Annotated in this window: 21 protein-coding genes and 1 tRNA gene; 16 read left to right on the forward strand and 6 right to left on the reverse strand. The window is 50.2% G+C overall.

Annotated elements, in window-relative coordinates; genetic code table 11:
* Positions 1–2: 2 nt before the first annotated feature.
* From A2273_08505 to A2273_08540, 8 genes are all read left to right on the forward strand, one after another.
* Positions 3–404 carry a hypothetical protein gene (locus tag A2273_08505; GenBank protein ID OGF06972.1) on the forward strand — a complete coding sequence of 134 codons (402 nt, stop codon included), beginning with the start codon at positions 3–5 and terminating at the stop codon, positions 402–404.
* Positions 401–772 (forward strand): hypothetical protein, encoded by a 372-nt coding sequence (locus A2273_08510; protein ID OGF06973.1) that lies wholly within the window; start codon positions 401–403, stop codon positions 770–772. Before A2273_08505 ends, A2273_08510 begins: the two co-directional genes overlap by 4 nt.
* A gap of 72 nt (positions 773–844) precedes the next feature.
* Positions 845–1,942 carry a hypothetical protein gene (locus A2273_08515; protein ID OGF06974.1) on the forward strand — a complete coding sequence of 366 codons (1,098 nt, stop codon included), beginning with the start codon at positions 845–847 and terminating at the stop codon, positions 1,940–1,942.
* An 11-nt stretch (positions 1,943–1,953) separates the two neighbouring features.
* Positions 1,954–2,505, forward strand: coding sequence for a hypothetical protein (locus A2273_08520; protein ID OGF06975.1), 552 nt, complete (start codon positions 1,954–1,956; stop codon positions 2,503–2,505).
* Positions 2,506–2,569: 64 nt separating this feature from the next.
* Positions 2,570–4,543: a hypothetical protein gene (locus A2273_08525; GenBank protein ID OGF06976.1), complete on the forward strand. Its 1,974-nt coding sequence runs from the start codon at positions 2,570–2,572 to the stop codon at positions 4,541–4,543.
* Position 4,544: 1 nt separating this feature from the next.
* Positions 4,545–4,748, forward strand: a complete 204-nt coding sequence (locus A2273_08530) for a hypothetical protein (protein OGF06977.1) — start codon at positions 4,545–4,547, stop codon at positions 4,746–4,748.
* 34 nt (positions 4,749–4,782) lie between these two features.
* Complete coding sequence (locus tag A2273_08535; protein OGF06978.1) at positions 4,783–5,841, forward strand: hypothetical protein; 1,059 nt, start codon at positions 4,783–4,785, stop codon at positions 5,839–5,841.
* Positions 5,842–5,908: 67 nt separating this feature from the next.
* Positions 5,909–6,130: a hypothetical protein gene (locus A2273_08540; protein OGF06979.1), complete on the forward strand. Its 222-nt coding sequence runs from the start codon at positions 5,909–5,911 to the stop codon at positions 6,128–6,130.
* A 607-nt stretch (positions 6,131–6,737) separates the two neighbouring features.
* Here the strand turns inward: A2273_08540 and A2273_08545 are convergent.
* Positions 6,738–6,813, reverse strand: a tRNA-Lys gene (locus A2273_08545).
* Positions 6,814–7,179: 366 nt separating this feature from the next.
* Here A2273_08545 and A2273_08550 point away from each other — a divergent pair.
* Entirely contained in the window at positions 7,180–8,274 is a 1,095-nt protein-coding gene (locus A2273_08550; GenBank protein OGF06980.1) for a hypothetical protein, read from the forward strand.
* A gap of 63 nt (positions 8,275–8,337) precedes the next feature.
* The gene (locus A2273_08555) at positions 8,338–9,174 is read left to right on the forward strand and encodes a hypothetical protein (GenBank protein ID OGF06981.1); all 837 of its coding nucleotides are present in this window, start codon (positions 8,338–8,340) and stop codon (positions 9,172–9,174) included.
* A 1-nt stretch (position 9,175) separates the two neighbouring features.
* Here A2273_08555 and A2273_08560 read toward each other — a convergent pair whose 3' ends face one another.
* Positions 9,176–9,898, reverse strand: a complete 723-nt coding sequence (locus tag A2273_08560; GenBank protein ID OGF06982.1) for a hypothetical protein — start codon at positions 9,896–9,898, stop codon at positions 9,176–9,178.
* Between the two features lie 37 nt (positions 9,899–9,935).
* Between A2273_08560 and A2273_08565 the strand changes: the two genes are divergently transcribed.
* From A2273_08565 to A2273_08590, 6 genes are read left to right on the forward strand one after another with little or no spacing between them, the layout of a single operon-like run.
* A complete protein-coding gene (locus A2273_08565) occupies positions 9,936–10,256 on the forward strand; it encodes a hypothetical protein (protein ID OGF06983.1) in 321 nt (106 codons plus the stop codon).
* 59 nt (positions 10,257–10,315) lie between these two features.
* Positions 10,316–11,938, forward strand: a complete 1,623-nt coding sequence (locus A2273_08570; GenBank protein OGF06984.1) for a hypothetical protein — start codon at positions 10,316–10,318, stop codon at positions 11,936–11,938.
* 21 nt (positions 11,939–11,959) lie between these two features.
* Entirely contained in the window at positions 11,960–12,490 is a 531-nt protein-coding gene (locus tag A2273_08575) for a hypothetical protein (protein ID OGF06985.1), read from the forward strand.
* A gap of 25 nt (positions 12,491–12,515) precedes the next feature.
* Entirely contained in the window at positions 12,516–13,148 is a 633-nt protein-coding gene (locus A2273_08580; protein ID OGF07146.1) for an MBL fold metallo-hydrolase, read from the forward strand.
* 52 nt (positions 13,149–13,200) lie between these two features.
* Entirely contained in the window at positions 13,201–14,412 is a 1,212-nt protein-coding gene (locus A2273_08585) for a phosphoglycerate kinase (GenBank protein ID OGF06986.1), read from the forward strand.
* 32 nt (positions 14,413–14,444) lie between these two features.
* Positions 14,445–15,194, forward strand: a complete 750-nt coding sequence (locus tag A2273_08590) for a triose-phosphate isomerase (GenBank protein OGF06987.1) — start codon at positions 14,445–14,447, stop codon at positions 15,192–15,194.
* Positions 15,195–15,250: 56 nt separating this feature from the next.
* Here A2273_08590 and A2273_08595 read toward each other — a convergent pair whose 3' ends face one another.
* From A2273_08595 to A2273_08610, 4 genes are read right to left on the reverse strand one after another with little or no spacing between them, the layout of a single operon-like run.
* Complete coding sequence (locus tag A2273_08595) at positions 15,251–15,754, reverse strand: hypothetical protein (GenBank protein ID OGF06988.1); 504 nt, start codon at positions 15,752–15,754, stop codon at positions 15,251–15,253.
* A gap of 18 nt (positions 15,755–15,772) precedes the next feature.
* Positions 15,773–16,303, reverse strand: coding sequence for a hypothetical protein (locus A2273_08600; GenBank protein OGF06989.1), 531 nt, complete (start codon positions 16,301–16,303; stop codon positions 15,773–15,775).
* Positions 16,304–16,358: 55 nt separating this feature from the next.
* A complete protein-coding gene (locus A2273_08605) occupies positions 16,359–19,607 on the reverse strand; it encodes a hypothetical protein (GenBank protein OGF06990.1) in 3,249 nt (1,082 codons plus the stop codon).
* Complete coding sequence (locus tag A2273_08610) at positions 19,604–20,566, reverse strand: methylenetetrahydrofolate reductase [NAD(P)H] (protein ID OGF06991.1); 963 nt, start codon at positions 20,564–20,566, stop codon at positions 19,604–19,606. Before A2273_08610 ends, A2273_08605 begins: the two co-directional genes overlap by 4 nt.
* Positions 20,567–20,680: the final 114 nt, after the last annotated feature.

Genomic DNA, 20,680 nt, shown 5'->3' on the forward strand with positions numbered 1-20,680 from the left:
CCATGTCAAAGAATTATGAAATACGGCTTGAAGATACGGTTTTATTCAACATCGCGGTCAGCTTAATAGAAGCCGTTGGTCGAGAAGCCACAAAGATGCTTCAGCTTAGTTGCTCTGCTTATAATGATTTTCTAAAGCCAAGACAGTATTCGACGGGTTTGATATCATCAGCGGCGATGCCAAACCATATGCAGGTTAAAAAGCCGACGATAATAAAAGAAACCGCCCATAAGGTCCGTCCGAGTGATGTTGAAATTGCCAAGTTTATCGAGATTAAAGCTCAGCAACTCGGCTATCAGTCCCAGGGGATTAAGCTTCTTCCCGAGAAAACAGGGGAAGTCATAGAGTTTACGTTCAGTATTCCCAAGGAAAAGATCAATATTCTACGAGGAGGTAAAACATGAACAAGTATGAACAGGCAACAAATGAATCGAGAGGGTCAGGGGTATTGCCACCCTGGTTGTGCCGTGAGATCGAATCCCAACGGGAGTATCTTTTAATCGTGCATTCTTTCTATCCGCAATGCATCCCGGTGAGCAATGCTGAAATCTGTGCCAGGTTGTATTACCTGAATAAATATTGTTTAATCCGCCGCGAGGACATGATTATATTCAAATATATAATCGTCCTGTTAATGTTGGGTCAAGGTCTACCAGTGAAAGATACTGCAATGCGCCAATATAATCAGGGATTAAATTATCAGCAAATGCAACGATTGGAATATTGGCGCTCTCTGATATATCGTAGTCGTAATGAATCAGGTCGAGCTTAAATATACAAATCAATAATATCGAGGTAGTTATATAAGAGTATCTGCCTCAAATCAATAATTAAGAGGTTGGTTATGAATCATAGAGTATTCATAGAGGATGGCGGGAAAGTAAAAATATATCCGCCGACACGAGAAGTAGTGGAACCGCTTATGCGGCAACTTGGCCAGGATTACCATTGTGAGAGCATCCGTCACCCGTCATCATTTAGTCCCTTATTCCAACAAACCAGAAGGCTTCTCGTCGGGATAACAATAGATGAATCTAAAAAAATGACCTTGGATAAGCTCTGGCAGGTTCATGATTCAAAATCATTTAAAGACCAGGGAATATCTCTCCTCGATCTTAAAATCGAAATATGCAAAAGGCTTTACGAAAAATGCGAAGTGTGTGGACATCTCTGCAAAGTCAACAGATACCAAGAAAAAGGTAAATGCGGAGTGGGTGTTGAGACATATTACGATTACTGGGGATCATTGATCGGAGAGGAGCCGGTTATAAATCCAGCTGCCGGCATTGCTCTTTGGGGTTGCTCCTGGAATTGTTCATTTTGCCATGCGTCAGATTACCTTAATATCAATAACGGCACAAAAGAAGGAAAGCTGCTGGGATCGGACATTTGGAAAGAGATTGCTTATAGAAATTGCCAAACAATTGAATTTAACGCTGCTGGTGATCCAACACCACATTTGCTGTCAATCCTTAATGTTTTAAATCAGGCTCCAGGCACTATGAATCACCCGATAGTATGTAGTAGTAACAGCCATGCAACTCAAAATGCCTGGAAACTATTAGATGGAATCGCCGATGTCTTTTTGGTGGATATTAAATTTGGAAATGATAGCTGTGCACACTCCCTTGCAGGTTGCTTGAATCATAATTACTTCACCAAAGAAACCTTGGAATGTCTGGATAAACTTCCCGGGAAAAAGATAATCCGTTGGCTTCTTTTGCCTGACCATGTCGATTGCTGTGGACAAGAAATCGTAAAAATGCTTTCCCGTCATGACTTTTATGTCAGCCTGCTGAATGATTTTCAGGATGACCATAAAATGGTTTTTAAAAGGAAAAATACCGATGATGAAATAGCCAGAGCAAAAGAATTAATCAAACGATATGGGCTAAAAGATATCAACCATCCGGAAAATGCCAGACATTTCTGGACTAAATGAGGAGAAAGGTCATGAGATACTTTGATTATCAGGGACCTGACTGGGGCAACAGGAGAGGGCAAACACCGGAGCCCAACTTCAACGAAACTCATGTCAGGGTTAGTGAAATCATACAGCCCAATGGGGAAAAGGTTACATTGGGCGGGGAGGAAACGCAGACAGTACTCAATCCGGAGGAGGGAAATACAAAGACCATAGTGCGTGATGTTGCCACTCCCTTGGCCTGCGGATGCGTTCCTACAAAGGACACAAAGATTCGGGTTTTTCCCAATGGCACGGCTTGTTGTGAAAACCACTTCCTAGTTTGCTCGCTTTGTTCAGCCCCGATACTGCCGAACCTGCATACGATTATTCCGATAGACGGGAAGAACTACTTTTTTCACCGGGATAATTGCGCGGAGATAGTGCTTCGTCAATTATTGCGAAATGAACAGACAAATCCCAGTTTTTCTGACAATACCAGGGTCTTACTCGAGAATATGCTGAGTGACATCCGCGCCAACAAGAGCTGGGTATACAGGCTTTTTACAGGAAGGCGTAGCAATGGGCTTCTTCTCAGATAATAACCGATCACCACGACGGTATTTTCAAGGCCCTAATGAATCAGCAATCAGGGCTGGAGAGGTAATGGCCCGTTATCAGCAGATTCAGGAGATAAGGCAACAGCGTTTAATCGCTGATAACATCCAAGGTCAAATTCCGCTGGGATTTGTAAGCAATAGTGAACTTCTTTTCGGGCTACGACCAAGCGATGCTCCGAAGAATGCCTTGGTTTTGGGACTGCCTGGAACTGGAAAAACAAATGCCTGCCGGGTGCTGGTCGACGGTTTCCTTAAAAATACAGACGCTACAGTAGTGTTCTTTGATAAAAAGGGCAGTGAAAAGTGTCTTTACCCGTACTTGCTTCAGGTGCTTGATAAAAGTCAAATCTTATTTCTCAGCCCGGAGAAGAACCTCTGTGACAACCCATTCTGTCCACCTCATCAAAGTATCAATCACCAGGAGTGGTACAGGATTATTTGCAACGTCCTTTTACCGAGCCTTGGTATCCGTTTCGAAGCAGGCAATGCCCTAATAGCTGGTGCGTATAAAGCTAAACAATATTTACCAGAGGGAGTAAATCCCTGTTTATTTGATATATATCCCCGTCTTGTTGAATTGCGTCCCCGTCGTTATGACGAACACGTTAAGGCAGATTATTATTCCAGGGGAGAGTTTCGATTGGAAATGTGTTTAATGAATCAACAAAAAGGTTTTAGTTATCGTCAAGGAATTCCTTTTGATATATACCGGAAGAAAAGATTCATCGGGATCGACCTTTCCCGGACAGATGATTTTACCTCGAAGCTTATTGTGGAATCATTCGTTGCCAAGGTATTCCATTATCAAATTGCCCAAGGCCGGGATGAGGATGCTTCGTGGGTTTTATGTTTTGACGAAGCCCAGCATTATTACAGCAGTGAAAAGATACAGACATTTACTGGCATAAGCCCCTTGGAGGAATATATACGAATGACTAGGTCAACAGGAATATGGCAGATACTGGCCAACCAAAGCTATAGCGCTTTATCACATGGTGCAAGGACCATGGTCGGATCCAAAATCCTTTTCAAAATAGATTCGACGGAGTTAAAGTTTCTTCGTGATTCAATGATGTTATCTGAAGATGAGATTCAAATGGCTGATAATCTTAATATCGGTGAAGCATTGGTCAAACTTGATTCCAGGCCGGGAACACCTGTGTTTAAGATAACTGTCCCAGAGTTCAGAATAAGTAACGGTCCAATTACTGAAAATATCTTTGAGCCGGTTCATGAAAAATATGATTGCCAACCTATTCCCGAGGAGGAAAGGATAAGAATAATCAATCAGATATTGGGAGAAAAGGAAAAGCCAAAACCAATGACAGAGATTAAGCGAGAAGTGGCTATGAATGATAACAAGAAAATCCACGAATTCTTGATAAATATTTCAGAAAAACCATTTCTGCAATTTACTGAAAGATTAGCTGATCTTAAATTTGGGGAAAGCATTGCAGAAGCTGACAGAATCAAGAAATTGCTTATAGATCAGGATTATGTTGTTGAGTACAAAATAAAACTCAAGAAAGGTCGGGGTTCAAAATCGTCATGTCTCGGGATTGCATCAGCAGGCAAGGATTACCTTATTGGGAATGGTTATAAACCGGTAAGGATTATCGAGGGGAAATCAGGATTTCTTCATTCATTGATCGTCAATAAGCTGATAAAACCGTTTTATGAATCTCAATACCAGGTGGAAATCGAGGGTAAAAACAAGGGCTTTGATTGCGACCTAGCAGTTTCTGACGAAGACAAAAAGCTAATTGCTGTAGAGGTTTCATTCACGACAACCAGCGATGGTGAAATAAGAAATATCGTGAGAAACATCAATGCTGGTTATGAAAAAGTGCAGATTATCGTCGTGGCGATCAGCAAAGAAGGCAAATCCATCGTCGAGGATGAAACCAGAGCAATGGCCAAGAAACAAATATTTCAGGAGGCCTTTTCTAGAGATCTCGAAGAATCAATTTATTCCAAGGTACAGGTATTAACCTTAAAAGAGTTTAGGGATATGGCATAAAATGAGCCGCCTTATAGACATAAATACACTTGCTGAAAAGCTGTGTGTGAAACCCATGACTATCTATAGCTGGATACATGAAGGCATTATCCCCCATTTTAAGCTTGGGCGATTAGTAAGGTTCGACGAGGAGTTGATAGAGGATTGGCTTAAAAAAAGAAAAGTTAGCGGAAGGAGCCAACGTGCTCTTGACGTAAAACTATAAAGGTCTGCTGTTAGGCAGTTGAAAAGGAGATACAATGCGAATATATCAAAGAAGGAAAGTATGGTACATAGACTATATTTTCCAAGGCAAACGATTCAGAAAACGAATCGGATATTCAAAAAAGGTTGCTGAATTAACTCTGAAAGACATTGAAGTCAAGATTGCAAGAAAGGAACATTTGGGAATTCAAGAAACAAATAAAATTCTTTTTGAAAAATATTCTGAGGAATATTTGAAGTATGCAAAAATAAATAAATCAGAGAAATCGTATACTTTAAACATCACTAATATTAAAGCGTTGAATTTATTCTTCAAGGGCAAATACCTTACAGATATCAAACCCCAGGATATTGAATCTTATAAGGAGGAGCGTAGCAAGAATTTAAAACCAGCTAGTGTTAACCGCGACCTTGCCTGCTTGCGTCATATGTTGAACAAGGCAATACAATGGGGATATTTATTGTCAAACCCGATGAAAGGCATTAAGCTGTTAAAGGAGCCCCCAGGGAGATTGCGTTTCTTGTCCGAGGAGGAAATCAAAAGATTACTACAAGAGTTGCCAGCAGGATCCAAACTTATCATACTGGTCGCGATGTACACCGGGATGAGGAGATCTGAAATCCTCAATCTCAATTGGAGCAATGTGGATTTGAAGAACAGGATCCTTGTCGTCGAGAAAACCAAGACCAATGAGCGGAGAATCATCCCAATCAACGACAGTTTGTTTTCTCAGTTACAGGAATTATCCGCAAAGAAAAAGAGCGAAGTGGTGTTTGCCGAATGCAGGACTAATCTGCGAAGGAACTTCACGGATGCATTGAAAAGGGCAAACGTTAGGGATTTCAGATTTCACGACCTGCGCCATACCTTTGCATCTTATCTTGTGATGAGCGGTGCCAGCATAAAAGTGGTTCAGCAGCTTCTTGGCCATAAAGATTTAAAAATGACGATGAGGTATTCGCATCTTTCAAATGAACACCTCCAGGAAGCTGTCGGAAAGTTAAATTACCTTAAACCAGAGAAACCAAAGCCACAAACAATAAGGGAAACCAGAGGACAATACAAGGTCAGTCATGCAATGGTTCTGAGATAGCAATTATAGTCCAGCTTTTTAAGCTGGGCTATTTTACTCACAACAACAATATTCTAAGGAGGATAAAATGTTAATTTATCATTTATTTGCACTGGTCTTCGTCGCAGTGATGGCTAGAAAATATTCTGCCAAGGAGATCTTGCGGGCAGCAATTAAGGCGGGAATCATTGCATACATAGTCATGGGTCTGGTATTTGCTCAAGGAATTATCAGAAAAATAGCCTTCCGTTCAGTTATTCACCTGCAACAAAACAATAACAATTCCTACAACAGTAACCCTCTTATCTAAATTAAAGGAGGTACACCATAATGAGTATCACGAATAAAATCTACATTCCCGAAGATGTACTCTATTTCCTTAAACTTGCTGGTTATGATAAATTTGTATATTCCAACATTGACGAAGTGGTTGTCCGGCCTGATCTTCCAGCTAATGGGGTAGCGTTTATTGGGAGCCGTCCCCGGCTTGTACACATTAAATTACGTGTCCCACCCGTTAATAATGCAGCATGGAGACAAGTAACTGCCATATCCAACGCAACAACTTATGTGCATGAAGCCGCACATCATTACAGATGGGAGAATTATCATGATCGTGGAGAGTATGCACCACAATGTTATGAATGGCGGTTCTTACGGGCATTGCAACCTCTGATCGAATCTCAAGGCAAAATCCGAATGGTTATTCACCCCCGAACGTGGTGGGGTGGTTTCAAGGGGTGTAATTATTTAATCGTTTGACTGCTCGGGTTCCTGGGGGAACAATAAATACCTTTTAGTGCATTTGAAATGGGCATATTCAGAAAGCTATGGCACAAATATGGCACAAACCATAAAAGAAGGCCCAAGTCAGTATAAAACAAAAAAGGCAACCTATTGGTTGCCTTTTAATTATCTGGTGCGCCATAAAGGACTCGAACCTTTGACCCGCTGATTAAGAGTCAGCTGCTCTACCAACTGAGCTAATGGCGCATTTTTTCAAGACAATCATTATACTAAAATTTTGCCAGAATGTAAAGAGTCTTTTAATTTCATCCTCCAAAAGATAAAGAAAGCCGGCGGAACTTTATCCTTGACTAGGTGCCCAAATAAGGGTTATAGTTACAAATCATTCCAGCCTGGTTATATTTTTAATTTATTGATTATTAAGTGCTTATGGCACTGCTATCAAAACATATTGAATTGGCCTACGGAGACACCTGCCTTAAAATTGATATGCCAGAAAAGAACCTGCTCGAAATCCTTTCGGTTTCAGGTAGAGAGGCTATCAGCGGCGTTCCCGCCGCTCTGGACAAGGCAATGCTAAAACCCATCGGATCACCCCCACTTTGTGAACTTTTGAAAAAAATCAAACCCCATAGACCCCTGATAATCGCCAGCGACCATACCAGGGTGGTTCCCCATTATTCCTTGATCCTGGATCGCCTGTTGGATGAGTTTCAAAAAGCCGGGATCGGCCCCAATCAGGCCGATCTTCTTATCGCCACCGGGAATCACCGGGCGCCCAGCTGCGAGGAACGAGAGGCCATGTATGGGCCAAAGGCCTTCGATCGGCTGAACCTGTATGCCCATAACTGCGACCAAAACTGCATCGCCCTAAGCCGGCTGACAAACGGCCGTGAAGTGGAAGTGAACCAGCGGTTGCTGGAGAGCGATTTCATTATTGCCACCGGCAAGATCACTCCGCATTACCTGGCGGGCTATTCCGGCGGCCGGAAGGCGGTCATGCCGGGCTGCGCCTCGCGAAGCTCCATTGCCGCCAACCACGCCATGGTCGCCCGGCGCAAAAACGGGCCGGGGATCATCAGAGATAATCCCATCCACCTTGAAATGGCCGAAGCCGCTTCGCTGGCAAGAATTGACTTCCTGATTAACGTAGTCCCCACCCCGGAAGGTAATATCGCCGGCCTATTCGCCGGGCACTGGCAGAGGGCCTGGGAGTCGGGGGTAGAATTGTGCCGCCAGGTATGGTCGGCTGAGTATGGGGGATTGGCAGACTGCATCATCGCCTCGGCCGGGGGATATCCGCTGGACATCAACCTCTACCAGATGCAGAGGTTGCTCAATAACCTGGAATGCGCTGTCAAGCCTGGCGGGACCATAGTGCTGGTCGGTGAATGCCGGGAGGGGGTTGGACAGGATGGGTTCGGCCACTGGATGGAGAGGTATTCGATAAAAGAAATATTATCTACCCCCGAAGAAAATATCACCGCCGAGGCCCATCGGGCCTTTGCCACAGCTCTGGTGATGGATAAATGCGAGGTTCTGCTGATAAGCAGCATCGAGAAATCCAAGACCCAGGAACTGAAATTCAAGTTCGTGCCCGACTGCCAAAGCGCTTTGGACTATCTGAAGCTCAAACATGGGGCGGATTTCAAATGCTACCTGGTGCCCCAGGCCAACTCCATCATGCTGGAGAGGCGACAGCCATAACCGGAGATCCCGGCCGCAGTCTTATTTAGCATTAGATATAAACCCAATTATAAGGAGAGGCGTATGTTCAAGTCGATTGTTTTATCCGCCGCTGTCTGTTTTTTATCGGCCAACCTTTTTGCCGCCGGGAAAAACAAACCGTCCCCGGGCGCTGAATTCTGGAGGGATGGCAAATACTGTCGGCAGGATGATATCGATCTGAAAAAAGCCGGGCAGGGGGTCCTCCGGGCAAAAGTGGAAGGCCGGTGGCAGGATTTTACCATCCAGCATCTTTCCCCGGACTTCATGGAATGGAACCTTAAGGAGAGGATTAAATCCCTGGAGGGCATCAAAAAACGGGAGATGCCGGGTTTTGCCGGGCCGCACAGCGGAATGGTGGCCAGCCACGGAGCCGGCCGCGGGGACAGCCGGACCACCATCAACAATGCGGTAAAGGGGATGGGCTTTCTTCCCAAACCGGAGGCCATTGGCGGGCTGCTGGATGAGCTTCAATCTACGGCGGATTCCTCAATGAACTATAAACTGAACTGGCTGATGAACCTCTATGGCCAGAGAAAGGACCTGCTGGATGACACCAAGCAGGTCTCTTTGGAACTGTATGCCAAGCCGGATTTTGCCACCCATACCTTTTTGAATCAGATGACCGATCCGGCGGTATCCATCGTCTTTCTGGATATTCCCTCTTTCGAGGTCCGGGCCCTAGCCCAGCTGATCGATCCCAATGATCCGGAGCTTACCGGATACCAGAGACAGATGGTGGAATACGTAAACGGCATCCATGATTATTTCCATGGGGCGGCCCCCAGGAAATCAATCGTGGCGGTTTACCATGTGATAGAGGTGTTTGATAACTCCCCCGGCAAGGCCAGGGGAAAGAGGGTGGTTCCGCCGCTGCCCTAGATCAGCAGCAGGGTGTCTGCTTGGTGCAGGACCTGGGTCCCCTTATAAGGCAGACGGCCCGGCGGATGGCATGGTATAGCCCGATGTAAATGAATATCAGACCGGTGACGCTATGCCAGTGGGACAAATTGAAAGTGATGACGGGCCGGGATCCCGGCGGCAGGATAAAATATAGTCCGGTCAGCGAACCGGCAAAAAAACTGATCAGCAGCAACCAATTCCAGGCGGTTTGGATAAGAATGATCTTTTTGGGGTCCTGCCGCTGCCATATTTCCCCGGCACTAGCTAATACTGAGACCATAAACAGCAGAAGCCAGGGGTGATAGTTGGGGCGGTTTAGTTTCAGGGGTTCCCCTTCGGGCCGTTCGATGGCTATTGTTTCCGGTTGTTCCTCCGGAGCGGCCGCGGGAATATTCTGGGGATCCGGCTGCGGAATAGCATCCAATTCCGATCCCTGTTCGGTTTGATTATTATCGGTCGATTCTCCAGCCGGCCCGGGGTTTTCATTTTGGGTATCATCCCCCGGTTCCCCGGCCGAGGCTCCGCCAGATTGAGTGAGGTCCTGGGACAGATCGCAGATGCTGTCCCCATTGCCGTCAACATAGCGCCCGCACTGGCCCGGGGCGGGATCGTCGGTCAGGCCGAAGGGGCAGTTAGTTTGGGCCAGACAATATCCGGCGGCCAACAACATCAGGGGCAATGCAAGAATGATTTTTTTGGGCATGGGGTTCCTTTATTTTCAAGTCTGTTAGGTTTGGACAATGATAACAACCAAACATCAGTTTGTCAACCTTAACCAAAAGCGGTGGATATTAAAACCACCGACGCTTTTCCTGAGGCATCATGATTTCAGGCTTTACTGGATGGCGCAGCTGGTATCGCTGACCGGCACGGGGACACAGCAAGCGACCATGAGCTGGCTGATCCTCGACTTGCCCGAAAGGGCCTTTTTACTGGAACTGTCCCGGCCATCGGCGAGACCCAGGTCCTATCATTTACCTGCCAGGCTAATGGGCGGCCGGCCGGCAAAGCAAGAAAATACCGCTGATGGCTTTACTGGTTATATAGTGGTTGAAATTTGACAGCGTTTTATGTTAAATTGACATATTATATCTGAACCTTTAACCAAAAAACAGCTGATATGACCGCAGGGAAGAAACAGACCCCCCAGGGAAAGATAATGGTAATAATGCCGGACGGCAAAGTGATGGAACCGAGCATAATCCTGACCATAGAGGATCTGCGCGACAAGGAAAAAACCGTTATGAAGATGTTCGGGGGCAGCCCACAGATGACCATGAGCGCCAAGGAGGCTCTGATGGTAGACATCTCCGAGGTGGTGGCCAATCTGGTCGGCGACAGGATCGAACTGGCCGGCCAGTATAAGACCGACACCCTGGTCTATTACGCCCCCACCGCCTTCAGCGGCGACAAGGAGCGGGCCATCACCGTGGCCAACAAAGTGTACGCCCAGCGGTTGATGAAACTGGAAAAGGAAAGGCGCGACCATACTGTCGCCATAGCCAGGCTTAAGGACCTTTACGAGTCCGAGAGGAACAAGATCGGTCTGCTCACCGCCAAGATTTTGGAGGTGAAGAACAGCGGAGTCAGCGAGGAGAAGAACCAACAGCAGGTCAGCCAGGCCCGCGAGGAAGCCATGAAGATGGCCGAGGAGACCATCCTGGCCATCGAAAACGAGAAGAAAGATCTGGAGCAGACGGTGGACCAGCTAGAGGCGCTGCTGCATGACAGTATCTCCATCGCCCAGCATTCCGAGGAGATGGAGCGGCTGAAGACGGAATACGACGAGGTCAACCGCCGGGCCATGAGGTACCGCCCTTCGGAGAACCTCAGCCAGCTGAGCAGGGAGCAAAAACAGGAGCTGGCCAAGCTGCTTCCTAAGCTCAAGGGCACCGATGGCAACGATCGTTATTTCGACCTGCGCCAGGTCCTGAAAATTAAGGACCGGCAATCCGGCCTGCTGGAGGGCACTCATGTGCTGGTCAAATACCGGCCGGCCGACGAGACCAAATATTTTATGGGCCGGCTGTTTTTCAACGACACCAAGGATTATATCTGCCTGGGGCAGGGGTTCGAGATCACCTCCGGAGTATATACCGGACGGGATCGCAAGGAAACGCCGACCGACGAATCGGTCCTTCAATATCTTAATATGAACCCCCTTAGCGTCCAGATCTACCTTGAGGCGGTGCGCAACTCGGCCATCCAGACGGTCCAATTCTGGCTGCACGACCTCAGAGCCGAACAGCTGATGGAGATCCAATCCATCGATCCCCTGATAGTCCAGTTGATGAAAGATTCCATGAAGATAGCCCACGAAAGGGCTTACGAGGTGAATGCCACCTGCGATGAACCTCAGCCATCAGATCCAAGGACGGAGGAAGACAGAGGAATGGTTGATCCTGTTCTGGCAGCTGTCAAGAAAGCCGTGGCCCAGCCGCTGGCCATGAAATACGTGCTGGATGAGCAGGATCTGAAGAAAAGGATAAACCAGGCCTCCGACCAAATGCAGAAGGAGGCTCTGGCCCGCCAGCTGAAGCGGCTCCAGGGAAAGAAACACGGCGAGATCCGGGCCTTGTACGAATCCCTGAAAAAGATGCTGATGGACGAGGAGATGGTGGGCCCCGATCGCATCAATTTCAAGAAATACGTCCCGATATTGGAACTGCGTAAAAAGATAAGCGAAAGCATGGCGGAGCGGATAAAGCGGGACGACAAACTTCCCGACTCCATTCTGGATTGAACATACACTAAGGAGAAAAAGATGAAAAGACATCTATCATTGGCGCTGCTCATTACCTTGCTGCTGGCCTTCTCCCTGCCGGCCGAAAAAAAGAGCGACAAGAAAAAGGACCAGGCGGCTGCCGAGGAAACATCGCCCCAGGGCCTTTATAAATATCTTCCCGAGTCATACGACAAGCAGGCGGTATTCACGGTGGCCGACCTGATCGCATTAAAAATGACCGCCTACAACAGCCGGGCCCAGGGTATCAGCGGAAAACTGATCAGCAGTTCCATAACGGCGCTGGCCTGGCCGGACAGCTTGGTGCTGAACTGCTACCTGGAACTTCAGGAGAAGGACAAGGCCAGCTACTTGGGTGCGGGAAAGTTCACCTACCCCCAGGACGATCTGCCGGCAATGTTCCAGGAGGCGGTCACTTTCATCCAGAAGATGTCCCACTTGTATTATGCCGACCTAAACGACAAATACACGGTCATCAATCTTTATATGAAGGGCAGCCTGGTGGCTAATTGGAAGGATTTTCAGCTCAAGGTTCAGGCCCAGGGGAAGTGATAAATTGATCGATCCAAACAAACCCCTGATATATCAGACCGTGGTGGCCAAGGGTCTGGTGGACACCAATTGCTATCTGCTGGCCTGCTCTGAAACCGGGGAAGCGATGATAATAGACCCCGGGGCTTTCAACCCGGGCGAAGCAAGGACCATCCTGGGGCTTATCAGCCAGCATGACCTGAAACCCCGATATATCCTGAACACTCACGGCCATATCGACCACATAGCCGGCAACCAACCGATCAAAAAGGCCACCGGGGCCGAACTGCTCATTCACTCCAGTGATGCCGACATGATTGGATCGGGCACCATGAACGGCTCGTTCATGTTCGGGAAAGAGGTCGTCTCTCCTCCGGCCGACCGGCAGTTGGAGGACGGCCAAATTATACAGCTGGGAAAGCTATCGATACGGGTGATCCATACCCCCGGCCATACACCGGGATGCATTTGTCTTCATGTCGATGGCACGCTTTTCTCCGGCGATACATTGTTTGCCGGCTCGGTGGGACGGACCGATCTGCCGGGCGGAGATGAAAAGGCCATCATCCGCTCAATCAAAGAAAGGCTTTTGAACCTGCCCGATGAGACCGTGATCCGGCCGGGCCATGGGCCGAGGACCACCATTGGGCAAGAGCGGAAAGAGAACCCGTTCCTGTGAAAATTGAAAATATCAAATATTGAATCTCAAATTGCCGCAGAGGAGGATTTCCATGAAAAAACTCAATATCCGCGATCTCGATCTGAAAGGCAAACGGGTGCTGGTCCGGGTGGATTTCAACGTTCCCCAGGACAAGAAGACCGGGGCCATCAAGGACGACTCCCGGGTGGTGGGGGCTCTGCCTACCATCAATTATCTGATCGAACATGGGGCCAAGGTAATATTGATGTCCCATCTGGGAAGGCCCGATGGTCAGGTAAATGTGCAGTTCACCCTAAAACCGGTGGCTGAAAAGCTGTCGGAATTGCTTAAAAAGCCGATCAAATTCGCTTCCGATTGCATCGGTTTGGAGCCGCTGAAAATATCACAGGAATTGAAAGCGGGCGAAGTTCTCTTGTTGGAGAACCTGCGTTTCCATGCCGAAGAGGAGAAGAACGATCCGGCTTTTGCCAAACAGCTGGCGGAGCTGGGGGAAATATATGTCAACGACGCTTTCGGCACTGCCCACCGGGCCCACGCCTCCACCGAGGGAGTGACAAAATATTTCAAACAGAACGCCGCCGGGTTCCTGATGGAGAAGGAGATAGATTATCTGTCGGCCGTCCTGGAAAGCCCGGAGCATCCCTTTGTGGCCATCCTGGGCGGGGCCAAGGTGTCCGATAAAATTGCGGTGATAGAGAATCTTTTAAACAAAGCCGATGCCGTTCTGATCGGCGGGGCCATGGCCTACACATTCTTGCTGGCCCAGGGCAAGGAGGTCGGCTCCTCCCTGGTCGAGAAGGACAAACTGAATATGGCCAAGGATATCCTGCAAAAATCCCAAAAGATCAGATTTCTACTGCCGATAGACCACATTGCAGCCGAGAAAAAAGAAGGCCAACCGGATAAGAAAGGAAAGCCGACCTTCACCTTCGTCAATCCCAAAGAGGTCGCAGAAATCCCCCGGGGCCTGGCCGGTGTGGACATCGGTCCCCGGACGATCATCGAGTACAATAAGGCCATCTCCGGGGCTAGGACCATAGTCTGGAACGGACCGATGGGCATCTTCGAGACCCCGGAATACGCCAAGGGGACCTTCGAAGTGGCCAAAGCCGTGGCGGCATCGGGGGCCAAGTCCATCATCGGCGGGGGGGATTCCGCCTCGGCGGTGCATCTTTCCGGGGTGGCCGAAAAGATATCGCATATCTCCACCGGGGGCGGGGCGTCGTTGGAGTTTTTGGAGGGGAAAGTACTGCCCGGCGTGGCGGCGTTGACGGATAAATAACATCAAGGGATTTGATCATAAAAGGAGATAGAATGCGCAAACCCATAATTGCCGGAAACTGGAAGATGCACAAAAATATGTCCGAGGCCAAAGCTTTGGCGGAAGGCATTGTTCAAAAGGTTCAAAAGGTTGAAAAAGTTCAAATAGTGCTGTGTCCGCCTTTTACGGCCTTGGGGGTCGTGGCTGAAGCAATAAAAGGATCTAATGTCGAATTGGGCGCCCAGAACTGCCATTTCGAGGATAAAGGCGCCTTTAGCGGCGAGATATCCACGGCGTTTCTTATCGATGCCGGGTGCAAATTTGTGATCATAGGGCATTCCGAGCGACGGCAGTATTTTGTCGAGGATGATGCCCTGATCAACAAGAAGATCAAAAAAGCTTTGTCTTCAGGGCTGATACCCATATTCTGCATCGGCGAGACCCTGCAGGAGCGCCAGAAGGAACAGACCTTCGACGTGCTGAAACGCCAGGTGCTGCATGGCCTGCAGGAAGTAAACCTCTCCGATCCCGAACGGTTGATAGTTGCCTATGAGCCGGTTTGGGCCATCGGGACCGGAATGACCGCCAGCAAGGAACAGGCCCAGGAGGCCCACCGTTATATCCGCGACCTGCTGGCCGGGCTGTGGGGAAGCGAGACTGCCGAAAAGATAAGGATACAATACGGCGGCAGCGTCAAACCGGACAATGTCACGGAACTTATGGCCCAGGACGATATCGACGGAGCCCTGGTGGGCGGGGCCAGCCTGGAGGCAGATTCTTTTTCCAGGATCATAAAATTTTGAGATCACCGCCCAACAGAAAAGCCCGGATCTACGATCCGGGCTTTTGATATTCTTTCTTAAAACGGCTGGAAACGGGCCTCTTCCCAGTAGGCGCTCATGAATAACTTCTGTTGCTTGACCAGCGCCTCCAGGTGTTTTTTCTCCCAGGCTACCAGGACGGACAACAGGGTTTTAAGCTTGGCATTTTTGGCCTTGCTTTTCATCTTGGAATAAAAATCTATCGAATTCTGCTCCAGCAGTATTCCGATGGAGAGGGCGGACATCTCGTAATGCTTGTCCTTGATGCGCTTGACGAAGTCCGCCGAAAAGATGGGGCTGGGGCCGGCGGCGGATACCTTCGACTTGCCGTCTATCGCGGCCAGATTCCATTTTTTGTCCCGGCCGTAGGAGGCGATCCCGTCCAGCAGGGTCTTGCGGTGCAGTTCCTCGTCCTGGGCCAAAGCTTTGAAAACCTCTTGGGCTTTTTTGTCCGTGGTGATGGCCGAAGCGGTCAGATAGTGATGATACCCGTCCTGTTCGGCCAGGATGGCCAGCTTGAGCATTTCGATGGTCCGGTCCATGATGGTGCTCCTTTTGGTTTAATTTGATTCCAAAGAAAATTCCCTGACCCCGAACCAGAAACCTATGTCATTGATGCTGTCGATCTCGGCCTGGATCAGGTTGTAATGGGATTCCTCCATCTCGACCAGCCGGAAAAATATCTGCTTGGCGGTGACATCGGTCTCCTTGTTGCCCTGGCGCATGTAAAAATCGGCCGCCTTGCGCTCCAGATCCAATGCGATATTCAGGGCGGTGAGGTCATCCGAGGTGCCCTGTTCGGCCTTGATCCTGGTCTGCTGGGAGGAAAGCTTGGGGACCACCTCCTCGATGTCGGAGGGGGCGATATCGAGGCCCACCCATCTCTTGCCCTGCTGAAGGCGGTTGCGCTCCTTCTCCAGAAGCTCCATGTGCCCGAATTCGTCCTGGGCCAGCCTAATGAACATATCCTTGCCAGACTGCGACCTGGTGCTGCGGGCGAATTTCAAATAGCTTTCCAGCCCCGTCTTCTCGCCCTTGATGGCCTTGTTGAGGGCGGTGATGGCCTGCTCGGAGGATACCTTTGTGCTCATACGAGTCCTTTCGAATATTTGAATCATTTTAACCCTGAAAAAAGACAAATGCAAGCTATTTTATCACCATGGCGCTGGTGGAGAATTCCGGGTCCATCTGCCAGGCGGGGGAAAGGCGGATGCCGATCCGTTGCGGTTTTAAAAGAAAGAAAACCTTCTTTTGCTCCGAAAGTTCCGGCCAGACCGGATATCCCGGGCTCAGCCTTTTGGTGCCGGCAAGCCCCATGGCCCTCTGGGTCCTTTCCTGGGCCCATTTGGCCAGGGCCTCGGTCAGTTCGGCCGACAGGCCGTACAACAAAAACTGTTCCCGGATCTTATTTTGTTTTTTCAGCCGGGCAAATTCCCTTTTGAGCTTATTTCCCAGGGTAACCACCTGCAATCCCACTGTAAAATCCCGACCATTGTTATTTCCCATCATTCTGTCTGCAAATTTGGCCGAGAAAATCAGTTCCAGGGGTTTTGCCCCTTTTAGAAACTGTAATTTTATAACCGGCTTGTCCCACTTAGCCTTAAAAACACCGTAAATCATCTTGGGTTCAAAGATTTCTCCCCGCAAGCAGCCATTAACCAGAAGGTCAAAGTTTTTTTGGGCTTCGGCAAGCTGTAGCTCCTTTTTTTTGCCACGGGACATCTTTGACACCATCTGCCAGCGTTTTTCGAACAACGTTTTTTTATCCAACAGACCCAGCAGTTCGGCCAGGGGGATCCTTTTGACCACCGTTATACTGTCTTTTGGCATCCTTCGGGATTTGGCTTTGGATGTTTTGCTGCTGCCGGCCTGTTTTTTATCCAGCGATTGTACTATCTTGAGGCCGTCCATGGCGTCCCCGGCAAAGAAAACCTTGCCCTGATAGCGGGGCTGAAGCTCTTTCTTTACGAATGACTCATTCAATGCCGCTCCGCCGCACAGCACCGGAATGGTCAATCCGGACCCGGAGAAGACCTCCAGATATTCCGACATAGCCCGGGCCGATTCCACCAGCAGACCGGAAAGGCCAATGGCCATCGGCTTATGCCTCCTGACCGCCAAAAGAATGTCCTCGGCCGTCTGCCTGATGCCCAGGTCGATCACCTGGTACCCGTTGGCGGTCAGGATCAAGCCCGCCAGGTTCTTGCCGATGTCATGGATGTCGCCCCGGACCGTAGCGATCACGATGGTGCCGGTGCGGGAAGTTCTGCGGCCCTTGAGATGGGGCTTCAGGATATCCACCGCTTTCTGCATCACTTCGGCCGAGCGGAGAACGAAAGGCAGCTGCATCTCGCCGCGACCGAAAAGCTTTCCCACTTGGTCCATGGCCGGAAGCAATATCCGGTCGATGATCGTCACCGGATCGTGATCCTTCAGCAGAAGGCGGATATTATCCGTCAGGTCCTTTTCTTCGCCCCTGATTATGCTTTGCTGAAGCTGTTTTTGGGACGTCAACTTTCGGAGTCGGGTCTTGGGTGGAGCTGTTTCCGGCTTGCCGGAAAAATAATTCAAAATAAGTTCCAGCGGAGACGATTGTCCTTTTCGGCGGTCAAAGATAAGGTCGTCGCATAACTCCACCGCCTGGCGGGGGATCCGATTCAGGGGCATGATCTTTCCGGGATGGATTATGGCGGCATCCAGCCCGGCGGTTATGGCCCTTTGCAGGAATACCGAATTCAGGGCTTTCCGGGCCTCCGGCGGCAGCCCGTAGGAGATATTGCTGACACCCAGGACGGTGAAGGAATCGGGGAAGATCTTTTTCAGCTCTGCGATGGCCTCTAGGGATTCCAACCCGGCCCGGCTGAGCGACCGGTCGCCGCTGCCCAGGGTGAAGGTGAGGGTATCGAAGAAAAGATCCTGATGGGTAAGGCCATGCTTCAGGGATAGGGAGGCCAGTCGCCGGGCTATCGCCACTTTCCGGGCGGCGGTATGGGCCATGCCTTTTTCGTCGATGGTCAGGCAGACCACGGCGGCCCCGTATTGCCGGCACAGGGTCAGGATCTTTCGGGCCTTGGCGCCGCCATCCTCCAGGTTGATGGAATTTATGATCGATCGCCCGGAGAGATTCTTCAAGGCTGCCTCGACGGCTTCAGGGTCAGTGGAATCGATCATCACCGGGAGACGGCAGCGGGTGTTCAGCAGAAAGCACAGGCGGCGGTAATCATCAACCTCATCCCGGCCGGGCCGGGCCAGCGAAAGGTCGATGGCGTGGGCCCCCTCTTTCTCCTGCGAACAGGCCATAGCTGCCATGCCCTGAAGGTCATCCTTCTCCAGCAGTTCGCGAAAGGCCTTGCTGCCCGAGGCATTGGTCCGTTCGCCGATCAGCAGCGGCTTGGGCGAAACCGCGATCTCCTGCGACTGATATAGCGAGGAGATGCGGGCGGTAATTTTTGCCGGCCGGCGGGGAGGGATATCCTTGAGTCTTTCGGACAGCATTTTGATGTATTTGGGACCGGTGCCGCAGCAGCCCCCGGCGAAATTCAAACCCGGGTTCCGGGCGAAGCCCTCCATGCTGCGGGTGAACTGCTCCGGCCCCAGGTCATAATACAATTGCCCGTTCTTCATCCTGGGCAGCCCGGCATTGGGCAGCAGGGAGAGCAGCTTGGGTGAGTTATGGCCCAGATAATAGACCGCCTCGGCCAGGCCTTCCGGGCCCAGGCTGCAGTTGAGCCCGATGGCATCGATCTCCCAGCTCTCCATCGAAGCCAGTAGGGCTGAAATATCGCTGCCGGTAAGGGTGCGACCGCCCTGGTCGATGGTGAACTGGACCAGGATCGGTTTTATCAAAGATCTTTTTGCCTGGACCTCCCTTATCGCGGCAACGGCGGCCTTGGCCTGCAGGATGTCCTGGCAGGTCTCCACCAGGAAAAGATCAACCCCCCCGGCCAGCAGGCCTTCGGCCTGGATGGAATAACTTCCCTTCAGGTCATCGAAACTTACCTGTCCCAGGCTGGGGATCCTGGAGCCCGGCCCCATCGAGCCGGCCACGAACCGTGGGTGCCGGGCAGTGGTGAATTCTCCGGCAGCCCCCCTGGCCAATGATGCGGCGGTCTGGTTGATCTCAAAAGCGCCGGCTTTTAATCCGTGCTCCGCCAAAATATGCGGGGCCCCGCCGAAAGTATCCGTCTCGATGATATCGGCTCCGGCCGTCAGATAATCCCTATGAACCTGGGAAATGAGATCGGGCCGGCTGACCGCCAGATACTCGTTGCAGCCGGGATGATCCTGATAATCATCTGCAGTAATCCCCAGCTCCTTGAGATAGGTACCCATAGCACCGTCAAAAACCAGGATATGTTTTTTGGCCTGTTTTATAAGGTCGGATTTGCCGATCATATCAGCTGTTTCTCCTTGAGCTGTTTCATCACCTCGGCGGTGGCGGAGGTCTTGCCCAGGGTGTAAAAGTGAAGGCAGGGGACATCCAGATCGATCAGGTCCTGGCAGAGCCGGGCGGTGAAATCGATCCCGGCCTGGCGGGCCGCGGCCTTGTCGTCATGCTGCTTGATGGTGTCCACCAGTTTTTCCGGCAAGGAAACGTAAAAATCGCGGGGGATACTGGTCAGCTGGTCCCGGTTGACCATCACCTTGATGCCGGGGATGATGGGCACGGTTATACCGGCCTCCCGGGCCTTTTTGACGAACGATTCGAACAATTCGGCCGAGAACACCATCTGGGTCAATATATACGAAGCGCCCTGGTCCACCTTGGATTTAAGGTTCCGGATGTCGTCGGCTAGGTTGGGGGCCTCGTAATGCTTCTCCGGATATCCGGCCACCCCCATGCAGAAATTGGTGGGGATGGCGTCGTCCAGGTTCTCCAGATACTGGCCCCGGTTGAGATGGGCTATCTGCTCCACCAGCTGGCAGGCATGGTGGTGCCCCTCGGGCTCCGGGAGAAAGCCCTTGTAATCGGGCGGGGGGTCGCCCCGGATGACGAACAGGTTCTCGAAGCCCAGGTACTGCAGGTCGATCAGGGCATCCTCGGTCTCGTAACGGTTGAATCCCCCGCAGATCAGGTGCGGCACCGTCTCCACCCGGTAGCGGTTGGCCAGGGCGGTGCAGATGCCCACCGTGCCAGGCTTCTTGCGCTTAGGTATCTTGACGATGACGCCGTTCACCTCCTCGTAGACGATCCGCTGCTGGTGATAGGTGACATTGATGAAGGAGGGATTGAAGGGCATCAGCCGGTCGATGGCATCATAGATCACCTGGATGCTGTGGCCTTTCTCGGGCGGGGTGATCTCCAGTGAGACCAGGGTCTTCTTCCGCTGTTCCAGATGCTGGGTGACGTGCATGTAAGTTCTCTTATTAGTAGTGAATATTCTGATTTTAAAGAAATGCGTAGGTTGATCTGTAAATTGTTTCCAAAGTATGTTGGCCCGGCAAGTCACGTTAGCCTTTCCCCCGCT

The sequence above is a fragment of the Candidatus Edwardsbacteria bacterium RifOxyA12_full_54_48 genome (genome assembly GCA_001777915.1).
In the GTDB taxonomy this organism is placed as follows: domain Bacteria; phylum Edwardsbacteria; class AC1; order AC1; family EtOH8; genus UBA2226.

What these genes read in the sequence shown, in the direction of transcription:
- A2273_08525 (OGF06976.1), top strand. Translation starts at nt 2,570, where the DNA reads ATGGCCCGTTATCAGCAGATTCAGGAGATAAGGCAACAGCGTTTAATC.
- A2273_08535 (OGF06978.1), top strand. Translation starts at nt 4,783, where the DNA reads ATGCGAATATATCAAAGAAGGAAAGTATGGTACATAGACTATATTTTC.
- A2273_08610 (OGF06991.1), bottom strand. Translation starts at nt 20,566, where the DNA reads ATGCACGTCACCCAGCATCTGGAACAGCGGAAGAAGACCCTGGTCTCA.
- A2273_08540 (OGF06979.1), top strand. Translation starts at nt 5,909, where the DNA reads ATGTTAATTTATCATTTATTTGCACTGGTCTTCGTCGCAGTGATGGCT.
- A2273_08570 (OGF06984.1), top strand. Translation starts at nt 10,316, where the DNA reads ATGACCGCAGGGAAGAAACAGACCCCCCAGGGAAAGATAATGGTAATA.
- A2273_08520 (OGF06975.1), top strand. Translation starts at nt 1,954, where the DNA reads ATGAGATACTTTGATTATCAGGGACCTGACTGGGGCAACAGGAGAGGG.
- A2273_08530 (OGF06977.1), top strand. Translation starts at nt 4,545, where the DNA reads ATGAGCCGCCTTATAGACATAAATACACTTGCTGAAAAGCTGTGTGTG.
- A2273_08575 (OGF06985.1), top strand. Translation starts at nt 11,960, where the DNA reads ATGAAAAGACATCTATCATTGGCGCTGCTCATTACCTTGCTGCTGGCC.
- A2273_08605 (OGF06990.1), bottom strand. Translation starts at nt 19,607, where the DNA reads ATGATCGGCAAATCCGACCTTATAAAACAGGCCAAAAAACATATCCTG.
- A2273_08565 (OGF06983.1), top strand. Translation starts at nt 9,936, where the DNA reads ATGATAACAACCAAACATCAGTTTGTCAACCTTAACCAAAAGCGGTGG.
- A2273_08595 (OGF06988.1), bottom strand. Translation starts at nt 15,754, where the DNA reads ATGGACCGGACCATCGAAATGCTCAAGCTGGCCATCCTGGCCGAACAG.
- A2273_08515 (OGF06974.1), top strand. Translation starts at nt 845, where the DNA reads ATGAATCATAGAGTATTCATAGAGGATGGCGGGAAAGTAAAAATATAT.
- A2273_08555 (OGF06981.1), top strand. Translation starts at nt 8,338, where the DNA reads ATGTTCAAGTCGATTGTTTTATCCGCCGCTGTCTGTTTTTTATCGGCC.
- A2273_08510 (OGF06973.1), top strand. Translation starts at nt 401, where the DNA reads ATGAACAAGTATGAACAGGCAACAAATGAATCGAGAGGGTCAGGGGTA.
- A2273_08505 (OGF06972.1), top strand. Translation starts at nt 3, where the DNA reads ATGTCAAAGAATTATGAAATACGGCTTGAAGATACGGTTTTATTCAAC.
- A2273_08560 (OGF06982.1), bottom strand. Translation starts at nt 9,898, where the DNA reads ATGCCCAAAAAAATCATTCTTGCATTGCCCCTGATGTTGTTGGCCGCC.
- A2273_08590 (OGF06987.1), top strand. Translation starts at nt 14,445, where the DNA reads ATGCGCAAACCCATAATTGCCGGAAACTGGAAGATGCACAAAAATATG.
- A2273_08600 (OGF06989.1), bottom strand. Translation starts at nt 16,303, where the DNA reads ATGAGCACAAAGGTATCCTCCGAGCAGGCCATCACCGCCCTCAACAAG.
- A2273_08585 (OGF06986.1), top strand. Translation starts at nt 13,201, where the DNA reads ATGAAAAAACTCAATATCCGCGATCTCGATCTGAAAGGCAAACGGGTG.